Origin of the sequence: Pontibacter pudoricolor, assembly GCF_010092985.1 — a bacterium.
Lineage (GTDB): Bacteria > Bacteroidota > Bacteroidia > Cytophagales > Hymenobacteraceae > Pontibacter > Pontibacter pudoricolor.
In genome coordinates, this window is sequence record NZ_CP048106.1 from 3,273,034 (window position 1) to 3,294,283 (window position 21,250).

Genomic DNA, 21,250 nt, shown 5'->3' on the forward strand with positions numbered 1-21,250 from the left:
TGAAATGGCCTGTCTCCTCTGAGGTATTAGGGTTGGGTTTATACTACCTAGCCAATGCTAAGTTTATAAATGCTGCGAGCCTCAATTCTTGAAGTAATGGTTTTTGCAGATTCTTATCTATATTTAAGGTCTACACCTATTACGTATCATGACTTTAAAACTTAAACTCACCCGCTTACTGGTTTTACTAACTATAGCCAGCTTATACCTTGCAACTATACCCGCTACTTTTGCGCAAACTATAGTTCGGCAGGACGAAGAAATTAAAAAGATGGTAGATGAACTGTCTGCTGCAAACCTTGAGGCACTTGTTCGTAAACTGGCTTCATTTGATACACGCCACTCCCTGAGCACTATAAAAGAAAAGAAAAAAGGCGTTGGCGCTGCCCGCGAATGGGTAAAAGCCGAGTTCGAAAAATATGCACAGGCATCCGGTGGCCGCATGGTTGTAGAGCTTGATAAATACACTGTTAAAGCCAACGGACAGCGCATTCCGCAGGATGTGGAACTGGCTAACGTAATGGCTACCCTCAAAGGCACCGACCCGAACGATGACCGTGTACTGATCATAAGTGGGCACATGGACTCGCGTAACACCGATGTAATGGATGCAAAGGGCAAAGCGCCGGGCGCTAACGACGATGGCTCCGGGGTAGCAGCAGTTATGGAGCTGGCCCGCATCATGGCCTCCCGTCAGTTTCCGGCAACTATAATTTTTGTAGCTGTTACCGGCGAAGAGCAGGGTTTATTAGGTGCCCGCCACCTGGCCGAAAAAGCCAAAGCCCAGAACTGGAACCTGATCGCGATGCTGAACAATGATATGATCGGCAACTCCTCATCTGACGAAACAGAGCTGCGCAATAACATGCAGGTGCGTATTTTCAGCGAAGGCATTCCGTTTGTAGAGTCTGAAGAACAGGCACGCATGCGCCGCTCTACCAACCGCGAAAACGACAGCGAAAGCCGCCAGCTGGCCCGCTACATGAAAGAAACCGGCGAGCGTTATGTGGACCAGCTGGAAGTAAAACTGGTATATCGTAACGACCGTTTCCTGCGTGGCGGCGACCACACACCGTTCAGCCAGAATGGTTTTCCGGCCATCAGGGTTTGTGAAATGAACGAGAATTATCGCCACCAGCACCAGGACGTGCGCGTAGAAAACGGCATCCAGTACGGTGACCTGCCCGAGTTTATAGACTATGAGTACATGCGCAAAAATGCAGCCCTTAACCTGGCCTCGCTGGCAAACCTGGCCTGGGCACCTTACGCACCAACCAAAGTAGGTATAAACATCAAAAACCTGACAAACAAAACAGACCTGCAATGGGAAGCCCCGGCAAAAGGCGAACGACCAGCTGGCTATTATGTGCTGATGCGCGAAACCAGCAGCCCTGTCTGGGAAAAGAAATTTTTTGTGAAGGATACGAAAGTTACATTGCCTTACTCTAAAGATAACTACTTCTTTGCGGTGCAGTCTGTTGATGCCGAAGGCCATGAAAGCATCCCGGTTTTCCCGGTGCCGGTGCGCTAACTATAAGTAAATGATGAAGCGATTGCTATACCTGATGTTGTTCCTGTTGCCATTGCATCCGTTGCAGGCGCAGGAGCAACAATTACAGGTTACCAAAATAGCACCAGACGTTTACGTGCACACCTCTTACAAAATGCTGGATGGTGTTCTGTTTCCGTCGCATGGCTTGCTGATTTCTACGACTGATGGCGTGGTGATGATAGATACCGGTTGGGGAAATGAGCCAACACAACAACTGCTTAGTTGGATAAAAACCAACCTGAAACAACCTGTTAAAATGTGTATTGTAACGCATGCCCACAACGATCGCATTGGTGGAATTGGGTTATTGCAGCAAAACAACATTATTGTTTTTGGTTCTGAACAGACAGCTACGTTAGCTTCAGCACAAAATGCAGGAACTATAGATTCTTCCCTGCCTCTTGATAAAGAATTAACTATAGGTGATAGGAAACTGATAGTGTATTACCCCGGCGCAGGCCATACTGCTGATAACCTGGTTGTTTACCTGCCAAAACAGAAAATACTATTTGGCGGATGTTTAGTGAAAGATGCGCAGGCCACTAACCTGGGCAACACTGCCGACGCAGACCTGACTAACTGGCCACATGCTATTAAAGCCGTGCAGCAGCGCTTCCCGAAAGCGAAAACTGTTATTCCGAGCCATGGCCCATGGGGTGGCCCAACTGCTCTAACCCACACCCTGAAACTTCTGGAAAATCGCTAAACCTATTTAAATAAAAAAAGCAGCCATAACAGGCTGCTCTTTTCAGGGTGTGTGATTGTATTCTCTTATAGTTTAGAGATTTTGCTTGCTGCTGTTGTTTCAGCCTGAATTTTAGGTGAGCCTGCATAAGCGATGTTTGATGCTCCGGAAGCGTTTATCTGCAATGTTTCGGATGCATTTACTTTTATTTTGCTGGCACCACTTGCACTAACCTTTACTCGTTTTGCTGCTAGTTCCTGCGTATCCACGTTGGATGCCCCGGACATATCGAGCTTTAGTTCATCGGCACGGCCAGTTAACACTACTTTGCTGGCACCGCTCATATTCGAAAATATTTTTTTAGCATCAATAGCCAGCTTCACGTTAGAGCCACCACTCATATCAAGCTGAAAATCACCTGCTTTGAAGGTAGATAAACCAACCACTTTTACACCGCCGCTTATCTCTACTTTCTCCAGCTCGTTAACTGTAATATAAGCTTTCATGCCTTTTCTGGAGTTTACGCTTCCTTTGGTGTATATGTGCAGCACGCCATTTTTAACTTCAGATACGATTTTATCCATTAGTCTTTCTTCAGCTTCTATTCTCAGCCCTTCCTGCTTGCCCTGCTTAACTTCTACTAAAAAACCTCCGCTAACTTTTATGCCTTTAAAGTTGGCTACCTTACGGTCTTGTGTCTGCAGGTTGCCCTTGCCTTTTACATCCTGCGCTATAATGGTGCCACTCAGCAAAGCAAAAGCAAGCACAAACGAAACAACGATGGCCATGTTGGCTGTAAAATTCTTCATAGTTTTATTTTGTTGGTTTGAATAGTGTTACAGAGCAGTTTGGTTGTTTTGACCTGCTACCACCTAATAGATGCAGCCAACTTTAAAAGGTTGCCTGAGCACTGAAAAAAATTTCAGCAAACTGTAATCGCTTACCCTTCGGCACTGTTAATCTGTATTTTACAGTTATCAGGGCGGGCGGACCTGCAGTTTATCTAATAACTATAGTTTGCCTGTTTTATTAAGCCCTTTGTGGTTAGTTTTGTAGCAGGTGCAACGCAGATCATGGTATCTGTTTGTAGTTACCAGCGCAATTATAGGGTTTAGTGAACGAGTGTTGTTTGTTTTTGCAACGGCAGGTGCTATTTGTAGGGCCTGCCGTTTTGCATGTAAAGCAGGCTATAGTTCAGTTGCCGGCTCGGGGGGCTTTATTAATACTGAAATGGAACAACACTGCTCCGCAACTATAGCACAACACATCCCACACATCAGCCGTGTAAAGATCAGACAAACGGGGAAGCAACAGCTCGAAAAATATACTGAACAGCAGCACTGCCCACAAACTATAGTATAGCGGCAGCACAAAACTATAGTTGCCAAAGTATACCCGCTCGGCTGCCAATGCCACTGTAAGCACCACCGGCATACATAACACATCGTCGAGGTAGGAATGAAGTGGCGCTATATAAACATGTTGCCATTCCAGCAATTGGTTCAGGCAGAAAAGTGTAAGGCAAGCTATAAAAACCGGATGGGCAAAGGTTCTCATGCTATAACTATACCGCTATTAGCCCAACCAGTAACATTAAAGCACCCAACACTGCCAGGAATATTTCGGCTGCATTTAACCCTTTCAGGCTATACCATTTTTTTTGTGGGATCGGCTTACCACAGGCAGTGCAGACTGTAGTGCCGGCAGGTAGGTTAGCACCGCAATGCGCACAAACTATAGTTAAGATATTATCGGACATAGTACTTTAACAAACCCAGTGCGTTACTTTGTTTTGATCACGACAGCGCCGTTAGCAGCTTCCTCTCCAAAGGCCTCCAGGGCTTGTTTGTTCTTAAGGATTGTAATATTGTCGATATCATTTTCTTTAAGGCCTGCTGCCTGAGCTGGCATTTCACCCTCTCCTATAAGGCCAACTTTAACTCCATCTACTACCAAAAGTGCTTTCCCCGGCGGATTATCTGTTCCTAAAGTATTCTCTGTAGCTTCAGATACATCATGTAAGGTTTTATCTACTACTTCGCTTTCTTTGCCTTGCCGCAATGCATTTACATAACCATCTATGGCCCACAAAATCTGTTGCTGCTTCGGGTTTAACAGTTCACGGTCGTTCTGCAGGTCATCGCGCAGCATTTCATACGATTTTTTACGCAGGCGCACATAATCCAGCATTACCAGTACACGGTCTTTTTCTTTTCCGTCCACATCTTCTATTTCTTCCAGCATTACCTCAGCTTCCTCCCATAGTTTTATTCCGGCTTCTACTTTAGGCACAAATTCGCTGGCGCTGGCATTTTCACCAACCTCCGAAATCTGCTGCAATGGTTGTAGCGCTATAGTTTCTTTCTGAACAATCTGGTCCATGGTATACAGGTAGCGCTTCTGCCCGTTAAACGGAATAAGGTTGTAAGCAACTATAACCAAAACAAGCCCGGCGCCAGCCATTATAGCATTGCCTGTTAAACTATAGTTTGCCGTAACCAAGCGCTTTGAGCGCAGCATAAGCACCGCCCCCAGAATAAGCCCGGCTACCAGACCGCCTGCATGCGCCGCATTGTCTATACCATCCGTCATCCCGAAGCCCAGGTTAATGGCTATCACAAATCCCAGGTTACCCAGCATGGCCCTTTTATCTTTCCATGACAGTTTCTGCTCCAGTGCCATTACTACCAGCAGTAAGCCAAACATCCCGAAAATTGCTCCCGATGCCCCCACTCCTACTCTGGTACCATCCCACCAGGTACTTACAAGGCTGCCGGACAAACCGCACAACAGGTAAGAGATCAGGAACGGTACACGGCCCAACATTACTTCCAGCTGACGCCCTACGCTTACCAGCGCCAGCATATTTAACAACAGGTGTATGATGCCGGCATGTATAAATGTGCTGGTAAGCAACCGCCACCACTGCCCCGACAAGGTATAAGGCCCATAGTTGCCCCCTACCGCAAAAAGCTGCCCCGCCTGCGGACTTATAAAACTGATGCCGGCCAGCACCATAACTATAAACACCAGGAGATTTATGTTTAACAGGATAGGCGTAATGTAGTACCCGGGCTGCGGCACAAGCACCTGCAGAAAGTCTTTTACCTTTTCTGCTATAGTTTTAGGTCGATTTTCCTGCTCCAGTTTTGCCTCATATACTGCCTGCGTATAGTGTTTAATGTCTTCCAGGTTGGGCACCTGTATATCTCGGTTTTCCAGTTCTGCTATAACGGCGAGAGTAATTTCGGGCTCGTACTGCTCGCGGGACTGCAACAGGTTTAATAACTGCGCAGTGTCAAGCATAGCCAACTCGGCAGCAAGGGTATCTTCCATCTGATAAAGTATTATTTTATAAAGATAGGCAAGGCGCAGGCAAGCACAAAATGCGGTAATAAGAGAAGTTTGTGTAACTATAAAAATCTATAGCCTATGTTATGCTGGGCAGAGAAAATAGTTTCCTTCAAAAATTAGGGTGATACTGGCAGGCCTGGTGCTATATTCTGTGTATTCCTGAAAAATAAAGCAGGCTTAGCTTAAAATTTTTAAACAAAATGTGGCTTTAAATGCAGGAAATAGGCTTTCTGAAAAAAATAAAAAAATATTTGCCTGTTCTCTTGCTTTTAGAAAACAGGACTCATAATTTTGCACCCGAATTGAGAGACAGTTTATCGGAAAGCTAATGTGTGAATAAAAATTTAGAGTTCCAAATCTCACAATGATTTTTTTCGTGGGCGTTAATTTATTTTTATGCCCCGTTTTTACAAAATAGAAAAATACCCCTTGCGGGATAAAGATAAGGTTAGTTAAAGTTAGATTAGTTTAGTTTGTTTTAAGGTGAGAGAAAGCCCAGTCATTTTGACGGGGCTTTTCTCATTTATAGGGGTTATAGTTTACTTCAGGTACTTTTCAGGAATAGGCTGTTTCGCTGTTTCGGGAGTAAACAACAGGCTGGCAATCCACCACCGGCCTTTGTCGAAAACCAGTTGATAGGTGTTTACGCCCCTTGCTTCTACTTTGCCATCTTTACCGTAGCGGGTTTCATAGGTTTGGAAAGCTGTGGCCAGGTTCCCGAATCGCTCGATGCGCAGGCCAAGCACATTTTCATAAAAGCCCAGTTCTGCATAAGCCGGCCCGTTGCGCTCGGCAAACTTCTCTACAGTCGTTATGCGTACAAAACTGCTGTCGCCTTTAAAGAAAACACCACCCATCTGCGCATTCGGCAGGAACAGGGCTTTAAACTTTTCCATGTCGCGCTGCTGCCCTTTCGGTCCTGATATGATCTTTAAACCGGTTTCTGTTATGGCTTCTATAGTTGCTACCTCCTTTGGCGAAACTATAGTCTGTGCCTGGGTAACTATAGTTACAACTGCGATGAGTATAAAGGTGAGTAGTGTTTTCATAGTTCAGTAGTTAAATTACCATTTAGTACTAGCAACAAAGCGCAGCGGTAACGTGAATGCCATGTCTTCAGGCTTGCCTTCTACAAGTGCAGGTTCCCAGTTCGGTAGCGTTTTTACAACACGAACAGCTTCAGCATCCAGCTCAGGGTCTACGCTTTGCACTACTTCTATATCTTTAATTACGCCGGTTTCGCTTATCACAAAAGCTACCATAACAACACCGCCAACACCTCGCTGGTGTGCTGATTTAGGGTACTTCAGATTTCGGGATAAATGACGCATAAGCTGTTGCTCGCCACCTTTATATTTTGGCATCACTATCATCCTGAAAAATTTCAGCTCTTTGCCTTCCTTATCAAACAGTTTTCCCGAGATCAGCTCATTCTGGTTGTAAACCTCTATCCGACGCAGCTCGCCCGTTTCGTAGTAAGCTTTTAGTGTGTCCTGTAGTTTATAGTTCTGATAGTGCTGCACATAATGCATTTGCCCGTTCTCATACCAGCTTTTATACGGCCCATGCAACTCGTCTTTCACATAAATAGCCTCTGTCTTCAGCTTCCCGTTCGGGTACCACTCGTAATGCATACCTTCCAAGATCCCTCGCCCATAAACCCCGCCATGTAAGTTGCTATAGTTAAACAGGCTGGTTTTTGAACTGTCGGCTACTAAGTAGCGGGTACGGGTGCCGCCCCAGCCTTCTTCCTTTTTCTCTTCAACCTCAAAATAATGGGCTTCCTGAACAGCTACCTCTGCACGTCCGCTTTTGCTAAGGTATCTTACGGTTTTAGTTTGCGCAGTAGCACTGTGGGCTGTTACAAGTAAAATTATTGCTGCCAGGCAGGTGCAAAGTGTTTTCATAAACTAAAAATACAGAAACAATCCAAAATGCAGGTATTGCATGGTAAAATTCATGCTCTATGAGCTATCGTTAAACATTCTCTCCTACCGTTGGTATAGTTATTTTGCGTATCTATAGTTAGATGAAGATTTTCAGAGATAAACCTGCGGCCGCACCCAAAGCCGCTAACGATAAAAAGAGTTTTAAAGAACAGGTTGGTGCGCTTAAAAACCTGCCTAAATTTTTCCGTTTGATCTGGGAAACGAGCCCTTCCATGACCATCGGCAACATGCTGCTGCGCCTGGTAAAATCGGCCCTGCCCCTTTCGATGCTGTATATCGGCAAGCTGATCATTGATGAAGTGATCCGGCTGATAGCGGTGACCGGCGAACGCGACCTCTCTTACCTGTGGATGCTGGTGGCTGCCGAATTGGGCCTGGCTATAGTTTCGGACCTTATCAGCCGGGGCATTACCCTGCTAGACAGCTTGCTTGGTGACCTTTTCTCCAACAAAACATCTGTTACCCTGATAGAGCATGCTGCTACCTTAGACCTGACACAATTTGAAGATGCCACTTTTTACGACAAACTGGAGCGGGCACGACGGCAGACGGTAACGCGGGTAGTGCTGATGTCGCAGGTCCTATCACAGGTGCAGGATATCGTAACTATAGGATTTCTGGCAGTAGGTCTTGTCGCATTTAATCCGTGGCTTATTCTTATTCTGTTGGTAGCCGTTATTCCGTCGTTCCTGGGCGAAACACATTTTAACGAGCGCACCTATTCCCTCTCCCGCTCTTGGACGCCCGAACGGCGCGAACTGGATTACCTGCGTTACATTGGAGCATCTGACGAAACAGCAAAAGAGATCAAGACCTTTAACCTGTCGGGTTTCCTGGCAGACCGGTTCAAGCTGTTATCCGATAAATATTACCTGCTCAATAAAAAGCTGATCGTGAGGCGGGCTGTGTGGGGAATTGCGCTTTCGGCTTTGGGTACGCTGGCCTATTACGGTGCCTACATTTTTATACTTGCCCAAACAGTTGCAGGTATCATAACAGTAGGTAGCCTTACTTTTCTGGCCGGCTCGTTCAGCAGCATGCGCGGGCTGCTGCAGGGCATCATGACGCGTTTCTCACAGATTGCAGAAAGTGCTCTGTACCTGCAGGACCTGTTTGATTTCCTGGAGCTGAAACCACAGATAACGCCGCCTGCAAACCCTATACCTGTACCACGCCCGATACAACATGGCTTTACCTTCGAGAATGTGGGTTTTAAGTACCAGAACAGCGAGCGGTGGGCAGTACGCAACTTAAGCTTCCATTTGCGGGCCGGCGAGAAACTGGCACTGGTAGGAGAAAACGGAGCCGGCAAAACAACCCTGGTAAAGTTACTGGCAAGGTTATATGAGCCTACCGAAGGCCGCATCCTGCTAGATGGCGTGGACCTGCGCGAGTATGACCTGAACGACCTGCGCCACCAGGTTGGCATTATTTTCCAGGACTATGTGCGCTTCCAGATGTCGGCTTCCGACAACATTGCCATAGGTCAGATCAGCAACATCCGCGACAAAGAGCGCATACAAGGTTCGGCGCAAAAAAGCCTGGCCGATCCGGTTATTCAGCGCCTGCCCGATAAGTACGACCAGGTGCTCGGTAAGCGCTTTAACAAAGGCGTGGAGCTATCGGGTGGCGAGTGGCAGAAAGTGGCGCTGGCGCGTGCTTATATGCGCGATGCACAGCTTCTGATACTAGATGAGCCAACCTCAGCCCTGGATGCCCGTGCCGAACACGAAGTTTTCTTAAGGTTCTCGGAACTGATAGCAGGTAAAACGGCAGTGCTCATCTCCCACCGCTTCTCAACAGTACGTATGGCCGACCGGATCCTGTTCCTGGAGCAAGGCCAGTTAAAAGAGCTTGGCTCGCACGAAGAACTGCTGGCACATAACGGAAAATATGCTGAGCTGTTTAAACTTCAGGCAAAAGGCTATCAGTAAATAAGGAGATTAAACTGATTCTGATCACTGTCTGAACCGGGATTAAGGAGAATTTCAGGGATTTAGTGGATTGTATGCCGCAAGTTTAACGAAGTGTAACTTGTGGTAAAGTGTGGGGCCAGTTTGTAACTGGCTTTCTGCAGTAGCGCTCAACTATAGTTTTCAGGAAACTATAGTTAAGCAAATCTATAGTTCAGGCCATTTTTAAACTATAGTTCTATAGTTACGGCTATAGTAAGGATTGCTTTTTAAAAGTAATGCCAGTTACAAACTGGCTGCTATGCTCAGCCACAAGTTACGCTAATGCTAAACTTGCGGCATTATATGTTGTATGAATCAAAGATATCCTGAATAGTATAGCTATAGTTTCTTAGCGGGGACATAAGGTGTTGCGTCTCTACAAGTCCGGCAATCCTACAAGTCTCATTTTATCCAGGTCCCGACAAAACCTTGCTTAATCACTTGTCCTGAACGCCTGGTCCACGTGGAACATAGAAGCTTTAGTTAATATAAGCTGTAGATGACTGGTTAAGAAAGTCTTCCGCTTCTTCGCAGGAATTGAAATTACGGTAGGGCAACGTTGTATTTGAAACAATGGAATTGGCCTGCAGGTTTGCGATCTTGTCGGTGGGCAAAACATTAGCTACCTGCTTAACCCCAGCTTGTATTACCAGTTTCTGCGCCTCCAGGTGTATTTCATTTAATTCCTGCGGATGCGTGATCATAGAGCGCATGTCTGTAAGCACTGTAAAGTTGGCTTGCGTAAGTGACACTGCTTTTTTCCAATCCTCTATAAGCTCAGATACTACTTCTTTATTCTTCCAGTAGCCATGTACAGTAAAGTAGATTCGGTTTTTAGCCTTGTCTATTTTAAGCTCATAGCTTGCATTACTCGCAATTTGCTCGCTGGCATTTTCTGGGGTGCTATGAAGGTCGGTGCTATACATTGGAGTATTGTACGGTTAAGTAGCTATAAGGCTTTATACTTTACCTAGTTTTTATTGAGACGTAGTGGGCATTTTATAAGTTTGAGCATTATTCTGACAAGGTTTGCTGTAAATACCTCAAATCTGCTCCCACACTTTTATTGTATCGCATTTTGTACCCTCACACAAAAACACCCTGTTATTTTATTTTCAGAAGTTGTTCCAGGCCAGTGTTCTCCAAACTATAGTTAGAGCTTATAAGTCAGGGCAACCGCACTAATCCCGGTTACTTATCAGGAAGGAATTATTGAAGATAGTGGTACAAAGGTATAGAGATGCGGTACCCGGATTTGGTTGCTGGTGCAGTTAGTTGCTTAGTTTGCCGCTTACGATGTGTACTATTCCGTTCTTTAGCTCCGTATCAGGTTTTATGATGCTTACGCCATTTACCAGGGTATTCTTTTTACGGCAAACAGTTATAGTTTCACCATTCAGAGCCTGTAGTTTAGCTCCGTCTTTCAGATCCTTTTCAGTGTATTTCCCTTTCACAATGTGGCCGGCCATTACCATGCGTATCTTATCGGCAGGCTCATTCTGCAACGCTTTTAACTCAGCCTCCGGCGGGGCAAATAAGGTGTAAGGCGAATCGCCGGAAAGGGCCGGAACAAGGCCGGCAGTAGTTAGCAAACTTACCAGAACAGGCCTGTCTTTCATGATGTATTCGATCATGGTTATCCGGGCATTTTCGGCAGATGCTACGGTCTGGGCCTGTACGTTTGAGTTCGTAAACAGAAAGGCAGACAGGGCGAATGCTAGTAAAAAGTTAGAGGGGCGCATAAGTGTAAGCGTTTGTTTTCAAACACTTATACGCATAATCCTCAGTAAAGTAACTTTATATTATACACTTACAAAAAACAGTGCAATTAAAACGGCAGTTTCCAGCTTGCGATCTGGTCAATAAAGAAAGGCCCGGCCTGCGGAACTATAGCCAGGCTGATTACAAAACCATAAATAGCACCATATAAGTGAGCATCGTGGTTAATGTTGTCGCCCATGCGCTTGCCAGAGTAATACGAATAGATCAGGTACAAAACACCAAGTATAAACCCGGGAATACAAAGCACTGCATACAGGCAAATATCCTGGGTCGGGTAAAACAGGATGCTCGAGAATACCACTGCCGCTACACCACCTGATGCACCCAGCGCTTTATAACCCGGATCATTTCGGTGCTTGATGTAAGTAGGAATGTCAGAAACGATGATACCGCCTATATAAATCAACAGAAAGATCAGCACACCCGGAACTTCTCCAAAGCCAGCTTTAAACGTATACTCCACATTATTTCCGAAAAAATATAGCGTAAACATATTAAAGAACAGGTGCGTGAAATCGGCATGCAAAAACCCTGACGTAATAAAGCGGTGCCAGGAATTGTCGCGGTTAACGGTATATGGGTAAAATATCCATTTTTCCATCAGGTTATGGTTGCTGAAGGCATACCACGAAATTCCGGCGGTGATGATGATCAATATAAGGGTAACGCTCATTATTTAAGTTAGAGAGTGTAGAAGTTAGAAAGTTAAAGAGTTATAAGGTTAAAAGTTAGCAGATTGTAGAGACGCAATACGTTGCGTTTTATACTTTAGGGGAGCTAACAATCAATAATATAGCAATTAACAATTAGGAATCCCGCTCCATTAACTGAAATGCAAGACCGCGTATAGTTGCTTTTCGCTCATCTGGCAAGGCAATGGCATCTAAGTGGCGCAGGGCTTCCTTAAAGTATAGGTCTATCTGCTGCTCAGTCTGCTGACGGATATTTAGCTGGTCGTATACTTTCGTAATGGCTTGCACTTTGGCTTGAGCTATAGTTTCTTCCGTTTTATCGCGCCAGCTAACTATAGTTTGCAATTGTTCCGGGTTGGCCTGCTCCAGCGCTGTCAGCATCAGGAAGGTCTTTTTATCGGAAAGGATATCTCCCCCAACCTGCTTGCCGAATTTATCCTTGTCACCATATACGTCCAGCAGGTCATCGCGCAGCTGAAAGGCAATACCAATGTTATCACCAAAGGCTTTCAAATGCTCAGCATCCGCATCAGGTGCCCCTTGTAATATAGCTCCCAACTCCAAGCTAAAACCTACCAAAACAGCGGTCTTCAGCGTAATCATCTGGATGTATTCCGGAATGCTTACCTCCGTGAGCTGCTCAAAGTTCATGTCGAGTTGCTGGCCTTCGCAAACTTCTGCAGCGGTTTTACTGAACAGTTGTAGCACTCTGCCCAATTTATCCGGTTCTGCTTTAGCCATCAGTTCATAAGCACGCACCAGCATTACATCACCACTTAAAATAGCGATGTTGGCATTCCATTTTTCGTGCACGGTTTGCTGGCCACGACGAAGCGGCGCTTTGTCCATAATGTCGTCGTGCATGAGGGTGAAGTTGTGGAAAACTTCTACCCCTGCAGCCGGCAAAAGTGCCTTCTCGATATCATCATCAAACATTTTAGCCGACAAAAGCACCAGCATAGGCCGGATGCGTTTGCCACCCAACGCCATAATATAGCGGATGGGCTCGTATAGTTCTGATGGTTGGTCGCCGTAGCAAAGCGTACCCAACGTATGGTTTATCTTTTCAGACAGGATGTTGATATCCACAGGGTGCTTAATGTGTTTTTAGTGTTTCTACCAGTTCCAGATCGATGGTACGGTCGTTCAGGTTAGCGCTTACAACTTCTACCAGTACTTCATCGCCAAACGAAATAATACGCTTGTTCTGGCGGCCAATAATGCGGTAGTTGTTCGCATCCAGTTCATAGTAGTCGTCGTTCAGACTCGACAGGCGTACCATGCCTTCACACTTGTTCTCTTCGATCTCCACAAATATACCCCATTCTGTAACACCAGACACAATTCCTTTGTATTGGTTGCCGATCGTGTCCTTCATAAACTCCACCTGCTTGTACTTAATAGAGGCACGCTCAGCATCGGCAGCGCGTTTCTCCATTTCAGAAGAGTGCTGGCATTTTGCTTCGTACTCATCTTTCTCCGTCGACGGGCCACCATCCAGGTAATGCTGCAGCAGGCGGTGTGCCATCATATCGGGGTAACGGCGGATGGGCGATGTAAAGTGCGAATAATGCGCAAACGCCAGACCAAAGTGACCTTCCGGCTCTGTACTATACTTTGCCTTGGCCATCGTACGGATAGCCAGGTTTTGCAGTACGTTCTGCTCTGGTTTGCCTTCGGTTTCTTCGGCCAGGTTGTTCAGTTCTGCTGATATGTTGCCATCCGGATCTACTTTATAGCCAAACTTGCGGGCAAAAATAGAGAAGGTGCTCAGCTTGTCTGGGTCCGGAGCGCCGTGGGTACGGTACACCATAGTCGGGTGCTTTTTGCCTTTGCCCATGTTATACACAAACTCTGCTACCTTTTTATTGGCCAGCAGCATAAACTCTTCAATCAGTTTGTGGGCATCCTTGCGCTCTTTTACATAAATGTAAAGCGGCTTGCCATTATCATCCAGCTTAAATTTAACTTCAGTTGTCTCAAAGCTGATGGCACCGTTTTTAAAGCGCTTGTCTTTTAGTTTTTTGGCGATGCCGTTCAGGATGTTGATCTCTTCTGCAAAGTCGCCTTCACCGGTTTCGATGCGCTCCTGCGCTTCCTCGTAAGCAAATCTGCGGTCAGAATAAATTACCGTGCGACCAAACCATTCGCTGTATAGTTTACCGTTTTCATCCAGCTCAAAAACTGCTGAGAAGGTCAGCTTCTCTTCGTTCGGGCGTAGCGAGCAAAGGCCATTTGAAAGGCGCTCAGGCAACATTGGTACCGTTCTATCCACAAGGTAAACCGACGTAGCTCTGTGGAAAGCTTCTTTCTCCAGTATGGTTTTAGGCGTTACATAATGCGTTACATCGGCAATGTGCACGCCTATTTCCCAGTTACCGTTCTCCAGTTTCTGTATCGATAAGGCATCGTCAAAATCTTTCGCATCGGCCGGGTCAATGGTAAAAGTGGTTACATCCCTGAAATTGCGGCGTTTGGCAATCTCCTCTTTTGTGATCTTATCGGATATACTTTCGGCTTCTTCTTCCACTGTCTCCGGAAACTCGAATGGTAACCCGAATTCCGCCATTATGGAATGAATCTCGGCTTCGTGCTCGCCCGCTGGGCCAAATACACGCGTTACTTCACCGGTTGGGTTTTTGCCCGGTTTATCAGGCCATTCTGTAATTTTAACGAGTACTTTGTCACCATTATTAGCCCCGTTAAGCCCGCGCTCACCTACAAAAATATCGAAGTATAGTTTCTTGAAATCCGGAACTACAAAGCCAAAATTCTTCGACAACTGTATAATGCCCACCAGCTCTTCGCGGCGGCGTTCTAAAATCTCTACTACTATGCCTTCAGCACGGCCACCTTCATAAGTTGGCAGTACTTCTACTTTCACCAGGTCGCCATCCATCGCATAGTTCAGGTGCTCCCTGAATACACGCACATCGTCTTCGGTCTGTTCCGATACAATGTAAGCGTACTTGTTATTGGCCATATCTACCCTGCCGGTAATAATTTCTACCTTCAGGTTTAGCGTATACTTGTCTTCGTCTACTAATATGCGGCCATCGCGCTGCAAAGCGGCAAGCATGTCGCTTACCAGCTCACGGCCCTTTTTATCTACCACCCCTAAGCGACGGTATATCTGGCGAAGTGTAAAATCTGTATCCGGATTTTTAGAGAACAGCTCCAGCACCATGCCTTTTGCCGATCTGTCGCGGCCACCTTCTCTGCGCCCGGATGACTCTCTTCTGTCACCTGATCTGCGGCTGCTGCCTCCTGTTGATTCTCTTCTTGACGATGATTCACCGCGTGGTGCTCCGTCTTTTCTTGATGATGACTCGCCACGGCGGGAGCCACCTTTTTCGCTGCGGCCTTTACCTCTGCCGCCAGTGTTATCTTTATTACCTCTCATGTATCAAATTGATGGGAATATTGCTCCTTTAGCTTTACTCCAATGTATTTACAAACTTTAACTTAAATAGTTTTGATACTATACGCCACAAAAAGCGCTTTGGCTAAAGTCTGATTGCAATTATAGCTTAATTTATATAGAAAACGCTATATAATAGTGCCAGAAAGGAAATAAAGCCTGTTAAGAAATAGTTAAGCTTATTTGTTTAGTCATTTAGGGAAGCTTAATATTCTTTTGTCATCCTGAGGGTTCGCCGAAGTGATTTGTACATCCTATAGTTCCTCTTTTCATCCTTAGCATTCTTGAGGCGCGAGTCGAAGATAGCCGGTATAGTTGTGAGGGATGTTAATTGTTCTATAGTTTGCTATTTTACTTTCCGAGCCAAGCCTTGGTTCTATAGTTACTTCTAATCCTGGGAGCTCTTAACCTATCGTTCTATAGTTGGCTTTGGTGCCCTCACGGCCGGGAGGCCCCGTCTTGGGGGTAGGGGCCCTCGATAAGGGCATCGCGCTGCTGCTTTCTTGCTACCCTCGTACCTCGGGTTGCCTGACGGCACCGCAACAAAGCAAAGGTGCTCAACCCAAAGACTGCGATCAGTTCGATAGCTGTAGTTGCTATAGCTGGAAAGGCTATGATTGCATTGCCTTATCGTGGTTATAGTTCCGTAGGGACAGGTCGCGACCTGTCCGATCTTAGTCTGTAACTATAGCTAATTCAGATTTCTCCCGCTGGTCGAAATGACAGTTAGGGAAGCTGCAGCAGAAAGTCCCCCTTTGAAGGGGCTAGGGGATGACAAACGGAAATTATAGTACAGTAACTAAACTATAGCAAAGGCAGAAATTCCCCTCCCGGGAGGGGCTGGGGTGGGTTATTACCCCAACTATAAAACGATAAAGCAAACTATAGCGATAGCTGGGAAACTCCTTCCCCTGTTTTTAGGGGAAGGTTGGGAAGGAGTAAAACGCCAACAATAGAACTATAGCCAAGGCTATTGCTATTTTGTTATTGACAGACCAAGTGAGTTACAACTTTTAAGAAGAAAGATATTCTGCCCAAAGAATTGTACCAAACCCAAGAATATATCAGCTAAAGGATTTTTAGTTCAAAGTGAACCCGAATATAACCTTGAAGGAAGTACTTTGCAAGCCTTCTAGATCATAGTCATGCTCATAAAAGCTTCTTTCCGCATTTACTTGTACTTCTAGCCCCCTCAAAATCTTTGGAAAGTATACTCCTGCTCCCCCCGCATAACCATAACTTATCCCCATTTTATTTGCCTCCTTTTCAAAGCTGTCAGGGTAAGAGAACCTATAAGGAGTTCTTTTTACTTGGCTGAAGAGTGGTATGCCTACATAAGGACCTAAAGAAACAAAAGGTCTAATGTTTTTTTGAGTGAAAGTATATCGAAACATTACAGGCACTTCTATATACCTGAGCTTAAAATCGATATCCACCGAAGTATAACTATTAAGACCAACAGGAAGTTTGGTGAACGAACCTTCTTTCATGGTATACCGGATTCCGGGTCGTATAGAGAATTCTGTCTTATTAATCAGTCCAAAAGACAATCCTAGAATATAGCCCACAGAATTACTCGATGATGCGCCTGAATAATCTTCATTTTTGTCGCTCATTTTAAGTTGGTGCATATCTGACCCGGCATTCAGAATTATGTCATATCTATCCTTCTCTGGCTGATATCTAATAATTTGGTCATTTAGATTTCCTTTACATGAATTGTAGACGGTTATAAATTCGATCATGCTTTTCAAGTTGTACTTATACTGTCGACTGATCCTTTTGGCTGTTAGGTCAGAACCCTGGTGACAAGTACTAAGAAAGAAACTAATAAGGCCTGGATAATTATTTTCTGTAACTACGTAAATTGAATCATTTTCCTTAAAAAAGAATTTTTCTTTTGTTGTGAAGTTCTTAAACCGGTATAAACTCATATAACCAGTTACTATCTCTTGTAAAAATTTTTTATCTCCTAATACATTCTCTACTGTATATTTTTTACCTTCTGTTAAAATAGTTTTAGTATTATCTACTGTATAGCTTTCTTTTATACCTCTAGCTTTTAAAATCAGCAAGGAGTCACCCTTAAGTTTAATGCTACCTCTCAATGTATCATTCTGAGAAGTAACAAGATAATTATCTACTAAACCTTCCTGTGCAAAAGATGCTGAAGCCGATAGCAGAACTAGGGTTAATAACAGGTATAAAATTTTATTCATTTTATTAAAGAATAATTTAATATGTAAATATATAATATTAATTATATAATTGATAATTAATAGAATTACTGGATTTTCTCCAAAAACTGTTTAAAGGATCGTCAATATCAAATGCAGAAACTATAACTGCCCTGCTTTCATCAACTCGCGTTTCTCCTGCGCTCTGACAATATCTTCTACTTCGCCTTTCGGGATGGCGTTAATAAGAGTTCGGGTGTATTCTTCCTTTGGATCCAGGTATAGTTGCTGCGGCGTGCCGCTTTCCACGATCTGGCCTTTGCTCATTACCAGAATGCGGTCCGACATGTACTTGGCTACAGACAGGTCATGGGTAATGAAGATATAGGTCATCTGGAATTCATGCTTCAGCTTGTTCAGCAAATTTAGCACCTGCGCCTGCACTGATACATCCAACGCAGATACCGACTCATCACAAATAATGCATTTTGGTTGAAGGGCCAGTGCTCTGGCTATACTTATACGCTGCCGCTGGCCACCCGAAAACTCATGTGGATAACGCTGGAAGTGCTCTGCCGTAAGTCCTACCTTATCAAGCAGTTCCATGGTTTTAGCTTTGCGTTCTTTGTCGTTGGCGTATAGTTTATGCACACGCATCGGCTCCATAATGGCATCGCCTACCGTGTGCATTGGGTTCAACGACGCGTATGGGTCCTGGAAGATCATCTGGAAATCGCGGCGGCTTTTGCGGAGCTCTTCTGAACTGAGCCGGGCTATATCGTGGCCGTTAAAGATGATGCTGCCTTCAGTCGGCTCTACTAACCTTAGCAGTGCGCGACCTAACGTAGTTTTTCCACAGCCTGACTCGCCTACCAGACCAATCGTTTCGCCGGGATTAACAGTAAAACTTACGCCGTCTACCGCCTTTACATAATCGGTGGTGCGGCCAAAAAAGCCTTTTTTGATTGGAAAGTATACTTTCAGGTTTTCCACTTTCAGCAAAGGAGGCCTCTGCTTATTTTCCTGCTGATGCTTGATATCGGTAACGGTACCAACATAATTGTTCACCACATCTACCAGCGATGGCTCTACAACTTCTTTCTTCCGCTCGATAATGTTCCCAAACTCATCTTCCAGCATGAAATCCGAAACAGTAGGAAGTATAGATTGCGGTTTGGCAGACAGCTTCGGCCGGCAGGCTAACAAGCCCTTGGTGTAAGGATGTTGCGGATTTGTGAAGATATCGAGCACCTTGCCTTGTTCTACCAGCTTACCTTTATACATGACCAGGATACGGTCGGCAATCTCGGCTACCACCCCAAGGTCGTGTGTGATAAACAGGACTGCTGTATTTTCTTTTACCCGGAGTTCGTCGATCAATTGCAGCATGCGCGCCTGTACGGTTACATCCAGCGCAGTGGTTGGCTCGTCGGCAATAAGTATACTTGGTTCGCAGGCCATGGCCATGGCAATCATCACGCGCTGCTTTTGTCCACCTGATATTTCATGTGGATAAGCATCGTAAATTTTCTCAGGGCGTGGCAGTTTGGCTTTCTCAAAAAGGGCTATAGTTCGTTCTCTGGCTTCTTTCTCCGAAATATCCCGGTGTAACAGCAACACTTCAGCTACTTGTTTTCCACAGGTGTAAACCGGGTTCAGCGACGACATTGGCTCCTGGAAGATCATGGAGATATCATTTCCACGAATCTGCTGCATCTGCTTTTCCGGCAGTGTAAACAGGTCTACTTCTCCAAACTTCTCTGACTGAAAAACGGCTGTACCACCTGCAATTCTACCCGGCGGCGTATTGATCAGCCGCATTACCGACAGCGACGTTACCGACTTGCCTGAACCTGACTCCCCAACTATAGCCACCGTTTCGCCCGGGTATATTTCAAACGATACCTTATCTACCGCTTTGGTTGTGCCGCGGTGCGTGGAGAAAACTGTTTCCAGGTCGGTGACTTTGAGTATAGGTTTTAGTGTAGTCAAGGTAATTCAGGTTTATGCTTCTGGTAAAAATAAGAGTTTTAAGCGTATTTGCTACTCAAGTGTTATATCTACCTGTTTTCCTTTTGCTGAATAAGCCTGTATCACGCCTACTCCTTCTTTTACATAAATACCTTTTATGTAATCTAGTTCCGGATATTTTTCCAGAAAGAAACGATCTTCAACATTGTAACCATTGGTGCCTGAACTTTGGAAACGGTACACATTCTCATACTCAACTCCATTTAAAGTTACAGTTGGTAAAAACTCCTGTGTATAAGTATACTTATCTATTATTGAAGTGGTAGCTTTATCCAGTATAAACCAGCGCTGTGTTGTATGGCTATCGTATGATGTTTTACCATCTGTTATGGGCTCCGGGAAAACGTTCTTATACCCAACCTTGAAAAAGATCATATCACCTACATCATCTCTGTTTAAGTAAGGGTTGTAACGTTCTTCGCTCGCATTCTTTTTATAAGTAATGCTGATGCTTAGCGGGTTTACACCTTCTATCTGGCTGGTATACACTTTTTGATCGGCTGTGTAATATTCTTTGCAATAAGTAGCATCGAACTTGCCACCATAATTTATTTTGTTGACAGGAATTTCTACTGTGGGGTTTACATCCGGGGTCACGTAATGCAACTGCTGCCTGGAGCCTTCGAAAGTGGCATAATAGCTTCTGGCCTGTGCAGGGGCTGCAGGCAAAAAGGAAATAAATTCGTTGGTGAACTCCAGTTTTCCCAGGTTCACATCTTCACAATTGTCGCAGGAAGTTAGTACTACAGCTAGAACAGTGGCAGCAAAAAATTTTAGTAGTCTCATTTATAGTTGAAAGTATTGTTACTGGCAAAAAAGCATGAAATATAAGTGGAAGATTTAAAATTACCATCATGCTTTTTAATCAGAATTACTGAACGTAAAGACTTTTTTGAATGACAGCTGGTACTACAACAAAACAGCGGCTGCTCCACATGGAACAGCCGCTGTTTTATAGTTTATAGTTATAGTTCAGTTTAGAAACCCTGCTGCTGCACGGCCTGATGTTTTGGCTCCGGGTGCTCACCGAAAAAGCGTTTCTGGTTGAACAAAATCAACAATACACCAATAAAGATGGCAGAGTCAGCTATGTTAAAGATTGGCCACAACGACATAGGTTTTCCACCTAACAAAGGAACCCAATGCGGTATAATACCTTCCCAGATGTCGAGGTAGAACATGTCTATAACCTGCCCATGAAACCATGGTGTAGATGAACCATAAAGTGCGTTATCGAACCACACACCATAGAATGTACTGTCAATTAAATTACCAACTGCGCCACCCAGTATAAGGGCAATGCACCAAACCAAACCCTTGGGTGCGTTATGATTTACCAGGTAGTAAAGGTAATAGCCGATACCAAACATTGCCACTAATCGGAATAGCGTCAGCATCAGTTTACCATATTCAGAGCCCAGCTCCACGCCAAAAGCCATACCCGGGTTTAAGGTATAGTGCAGCTTAAAGAAGTCGCCGATCACATGTATTTCGCCGGGAAGGCCCATTTCCATGTTGTAATGCACGATCAGCTTTACGGCCTGGTCAATCAGGATCACAACAAGGCTGAGCAGGTAAAATTTCCAGTATTTCATGTGTGTAAGGTAAGCAGCGCTGTCGGGTTATAGTTTATCAGCTACTGCAAGTATACT

Annotated in this window: 18 protein-coding genes; 3 read left to right on the plus strand and 15 right to left on the minus strand. The window is 44.9% G+C overall.

The window, feature by feature from the left end; all coding sequences use genetic code 11:
- Positions 1–148 precede the first annotated feature (148 nt).
- Both GSQ66_RS14205 and bla read left to right on the plus strand, forming a co-directional pair.
- Entirely contained in the window at positions 149–1,531 is a 1,383-nt protein-coding gene (locus GSQ66_RS14205; RefSeq protein ID WP_162428070.1) for a M28 family metallopeptidase, read from the plus strand.
- 10 nt (positions 1,532–1,541) lie between these two features.
- Positions 1,542–2,258: a subclass B1 metallo-beta-lactamase gene (gene bla / locus GSQ66_RS14210; protein WP_162428071.1), complete on the plus strand. Its 717-nt coding sequence runs from the start codon at positions 1,542–1,544 to the stop codon at positions 2,256–2,258.
- Between the two features lie 65 nt (positions 2,259–2,323).
- On the opposite strand, the gene GSQ66_RS14215 is transcribed toward bla, so the two are convergent.
- The 6 genes from GSQ66_RS14215 to GSQ66_RS14240 all read right to left on the minus strand — a co-directional run bounded on the left by GSQ66_RS14215 (position 2,324) and on the right by GSQ66_RS14240 (position 7,498).
- Complete coding sequence (locus tag GSQ66_RS14215; protein ID WP_162428072.1) at positions 2,324–3,046, minus strand: head GIN domain-containing protein; 723 nt, start codon at positions 3,044–3,046, stop codon at positions 2,324–2,326.
- Positions 3,047–3,431: 385 nt separating this feature from the next.
- Complete coding sequence (locus GSQ66_RS14220; RefSeq protein WP_162428073.1) at positions 3,432–3,794, minus strand: magnesium citrate secondary transporter; 363 nt, start codon at positions 3,792–3,794, stop codon at positions 3,432–3,434.
- Between the two features lie 7 nt (positions 3,795–3,801).
- The gene (locus GSQ66_RS14225; RefSeq protein WP_162428074.1) at positions 3,802–3,996 is read right to left on the minus strand and encodes a zinc-ribbon domain-containing protein; all 195 of its coding nucleotides are present in this window, start codon (positions 3,994–3,996) and stop codon (positions 3,802–3,804) included.
- Between the two features lie 23 nt (positions 3,997–4,019).
- A complete protein-coding gene (locus GSQ66_RS14230; protein ID WP_162428075.1) occupies positions 4,020–5,573 on the minus strand; it encodes a rhomboid family intramembrane serine protease in 1,554 nt (517 codons plus the stop codon).
- 557 nt (positions 5,574–6,130) lie between these two features.
- Positions 6,131–6,640, minus strand: a complete 510-nt coding sequence (locus GSQ66_RS14235; protein ID WP_162428076.1) for a hypothetical protein — start codon at positions 6,638–6,640, stop codon at positions 6,131–6,133.
- A gap of 15 nt (positions 6,641–6,655) precedes the next feature.
- Positions 6,656–7,498 (minus strand): energy transducer TonB, encoded by an 843-nt coding sequence (locus GSQ66_RS14240; protein WP_162428077.1) that lies wholly within the window; start codon positions 7,496–7,498, stop codon positions 6,656–6,658.
- A 122-nt stretch (positions 7,499–7,620) separates the two neighbouring features.
- On the opposite strand from GSQ66_RS14240, the gene GSQ66_RS14245 reads away from it, so the two are divergent.
- Positions 7,621–9,474: an ABC transporter ATP-binding protein gene (locus tag GSQ66_RS14245; protein WP_162428078.1), complete on the plus strand. Its 1,854-nt coding sequence runs from the start codon at positions 7,621–7,623 to the stop codon at positions 9,472–9,474.
- Between the two features lie 500 nt (positions 9,475–9,974).
- On the opposite strand, the gene GSQ66_RS14250 is transcribed toward GSQ66_RS14245, so the two are convergent.
- From GSQ66_RS14250 to GSQ66_RS14290, 9 genes are all read right to left on the minus strand, one after another.
- Positions 9,975–10,421, minus strand: coding sequence for a hypothetical protein (locus GSQ66_RS14250; protein ID WP_162428079.1), 447 nt, complete (start codon positions 10,419–10,421; stop codon positions 9,975–9,977).
- Positions 10,422–10,766: 345 nt separating this feature from the next.
- The gene (locus GSQ66_RS14255) at positions 10,767–11,237 is read right to left on the minus strand and encodes a fasciclin domain-containing protein (RefSeq protein WP_162428080.1); all 471 of its coding nucleotides are present in this window, start codon (positions 11,235–11,237) and stop codon (positions 10,767–10,769) included.
- 86 nt (positions 11,238–11,323) lie between these two features.
- The gene (locus GSQ66_RS14260) at positions 11,324–11,950 is read right to left on the minus strand and encodes a rhomboid family intramembrane serine protease (RefSeq protein ID WP_162428081.1); all 627 of its coding nucleotides are present in this window, start codon (positions 11,948–11,950) and stop codon (positions 11,324–11,326) included.
- Between the two features lie 133 nt (positions 11,951–12,083).
- Positions 12,084–13,058: a polyprenyl synthetase family protein gene (locus GSQ66_RS14265; protein WP_162428082.1), complete on the minus strand. Its 975-nt coding sequence runs from the start codon at positions 13,056–13,058 to the stop codon at positions 12,084–12,086.
- Between the two features lie 7 nt (positions 13,059–13,065).
- The gene (gene rnr, locus GSQ66_RS14270; protein ID WP_202923356.1) at positions 13,066–15,372 is read right to left on the minus strand and encodes a ribonuclease R; all 2,307 of its coding nucleotides are present in this window, start codon (positions 15,370–15,372) and stop codon (positions 13,066–13,068) included.
- A gap of 1,097 nt (positions 15,373–16,469) precedes the next feature.
- Positions 16,470–17,609, minus strand: coding sequence for a porin family protein (locus tag GSQ66_RS14275; protein ID WP_162428083.1), 1,140 nt, complete (start codon positions 17,607–17,609; stop codon positions 16,470–16,472).
- A gap of 120 nt (positions 17,610–17,729) precedes the next feature.
- The gene (locus GSQ66_RS14280; protein ID WP_162428084.1) at positions 17,730–19,559 is read right to left on the minus strand and encodes an ABC transporter ATP-binding protein; all 1,830 of its coding nucleotides are present in this window, start codon (positions 19,557–19,559) and stop codon (positions 17,730–17,732) included.
- A 51-nt stretch (positions 19,560–19,610) separates the two neighbouring features.
- Complete coding sequence (locus GSQ66_RS14285; RefSeq protein WP_162428085.1) at positions 19,611–20,384, minus strand: hypothetical protein; 774 nt, start codon at positions 20,382–20,384, stop codon at positions 19,611–19,613.
- Positions 20,385–20,575: 191 nt separating this feature from the next.
- Entirely contained in the window at positions 20,576–21,193 is a 618-nt protein-coding gene (locus tag GSQ66_RS14290; protein WP_162428086.1) for a lipoprotein signal peptidase, read from the minus strand.
- Between the last annotated feature and the right edge of the window lie 57 nt (positions 21,194–21,250).

What these genes read in the sequence shown, in the direction of transcription:
- GSQ66_RS14205 (WP_162428070.1), top strand. Translation starts at nt 149, where the DNA reads ATGACTTTAAAACTTAAACTCACCCGCTTACTGGTTTTACTAACTATA.
- bla (WP_162428071.1), top strand. Translation starts at nt 1,542, where the DNA reads ATGATGAAGCGATTGCTATACCTGATGTTGTTCCTGTTGCCATTGCAT.
- GSQ66_RS14215 (WP_162428072.1), bottom strand. Translation starts at nt 3,046, where the DNA reads ATGAAGAATTTTACAGCCAACATGGCCATCGTTGTTTCGTTTGTGCTT.
- GSQ66_RS14220 (WP_162428073.1), bottom strand. Translation starts at nt 3,794, where the DNA reads ATGAGAACCTTTGCCCATCCGGTTTTTATAGCTTGCCTTACACTTTTC.
- GSQ66_RS14225 (WP_162428074.1), bottom strand. Translation starts at nt 3,996, where the DNA reads ATGTCCGATAATATCTTAACTATAGTTTGTGCGCATTGCGGTGCTAAC.
- GSQ66_RS14230 (WP_162428075.1), bottom strand. Translation starts at nt 5,573, where the DNA reads ATGGAAGATACCCTTGCTGCCGAGTTGGCTATGCTTGACACTGCGCAG.
- GSQ66_RS14235 (WP_162428076.1), bottom strand. Translation starts at nt 6,640, where the DNA reads ATGAAAACACTACTCACCTTTATACTCATCGCAGTTGTAACTATAGTT.
- GSQ66_RS14240 (WP_162428077.1), bottom strand. Translation starts at nt 7,498, where the DNA reads ATGAAAACACTTTGCACCTGCCTGGCAGCAATAATTTTACTTGTAACA.
- GSQ66_RS14245 (WP_162428078.1), top strand. Translation starts at nt 7,621, where the DNA reads ATGAAGATTTTCAGAGATAAACCTGCGGCCGCACCCAAAGCCGCTAAC.
- GSQ66_RS14250 (WP_162428079.1), bottom strand. Translation starts at nt 10,421, where the DNA reads ATGTATAGCACCGACCTTCATAGCACCCCAGAAAATGCCAGCGAGCAA.
- GSQ66_RS14255 (WP_162428080.1), bottom strand. Translation starts at nt 11,237, where the DNA reads ATGCGCCCCTCTAACTTTTTACTAGCATTCGCCCTGTCTGCCTTTCTG.
- GSQ66_RS14260 (WP_162428081.1), bottom strand. Translation starts at nt 11,950, where the DNA reads ATGAGCGTTACCCTTATATTGATCATCATCACCGCCGGAATTTCGTGG.
- rnr (WP_202923356.1), bottom strand. Translation starts at nt 15,372, where the DNA reads ATGAGAGGTAATAAAGATAACACTGGCGGCAGAGGTAAAGGCCGCAGC.
- GSQ66_RS14275 (WP_162428083.1), bottom strand. Translation starts at nt 17,609, where the DNA reads ATGAATAAAATTTTATACCTGTTATTAACCCTAGTTCTGCTATCGGCT.
- GSQ66_RS14285 (WP_162428085.1), bottom strand. Translation starts at nt 20,384, where the DNA reads ATGAGACTACTAAAATTTTTTGCTGCCACTGTTCTAGCTGTAGTACTA.
- GSQ66_RS14290 (WP_162428086.1), bottom strand. Translation starts at nt 21,193, where the DNA reads ATGAAATACTGGAAATTTTACCTGCTCAGCCTTGTTGTGATCCTGATT.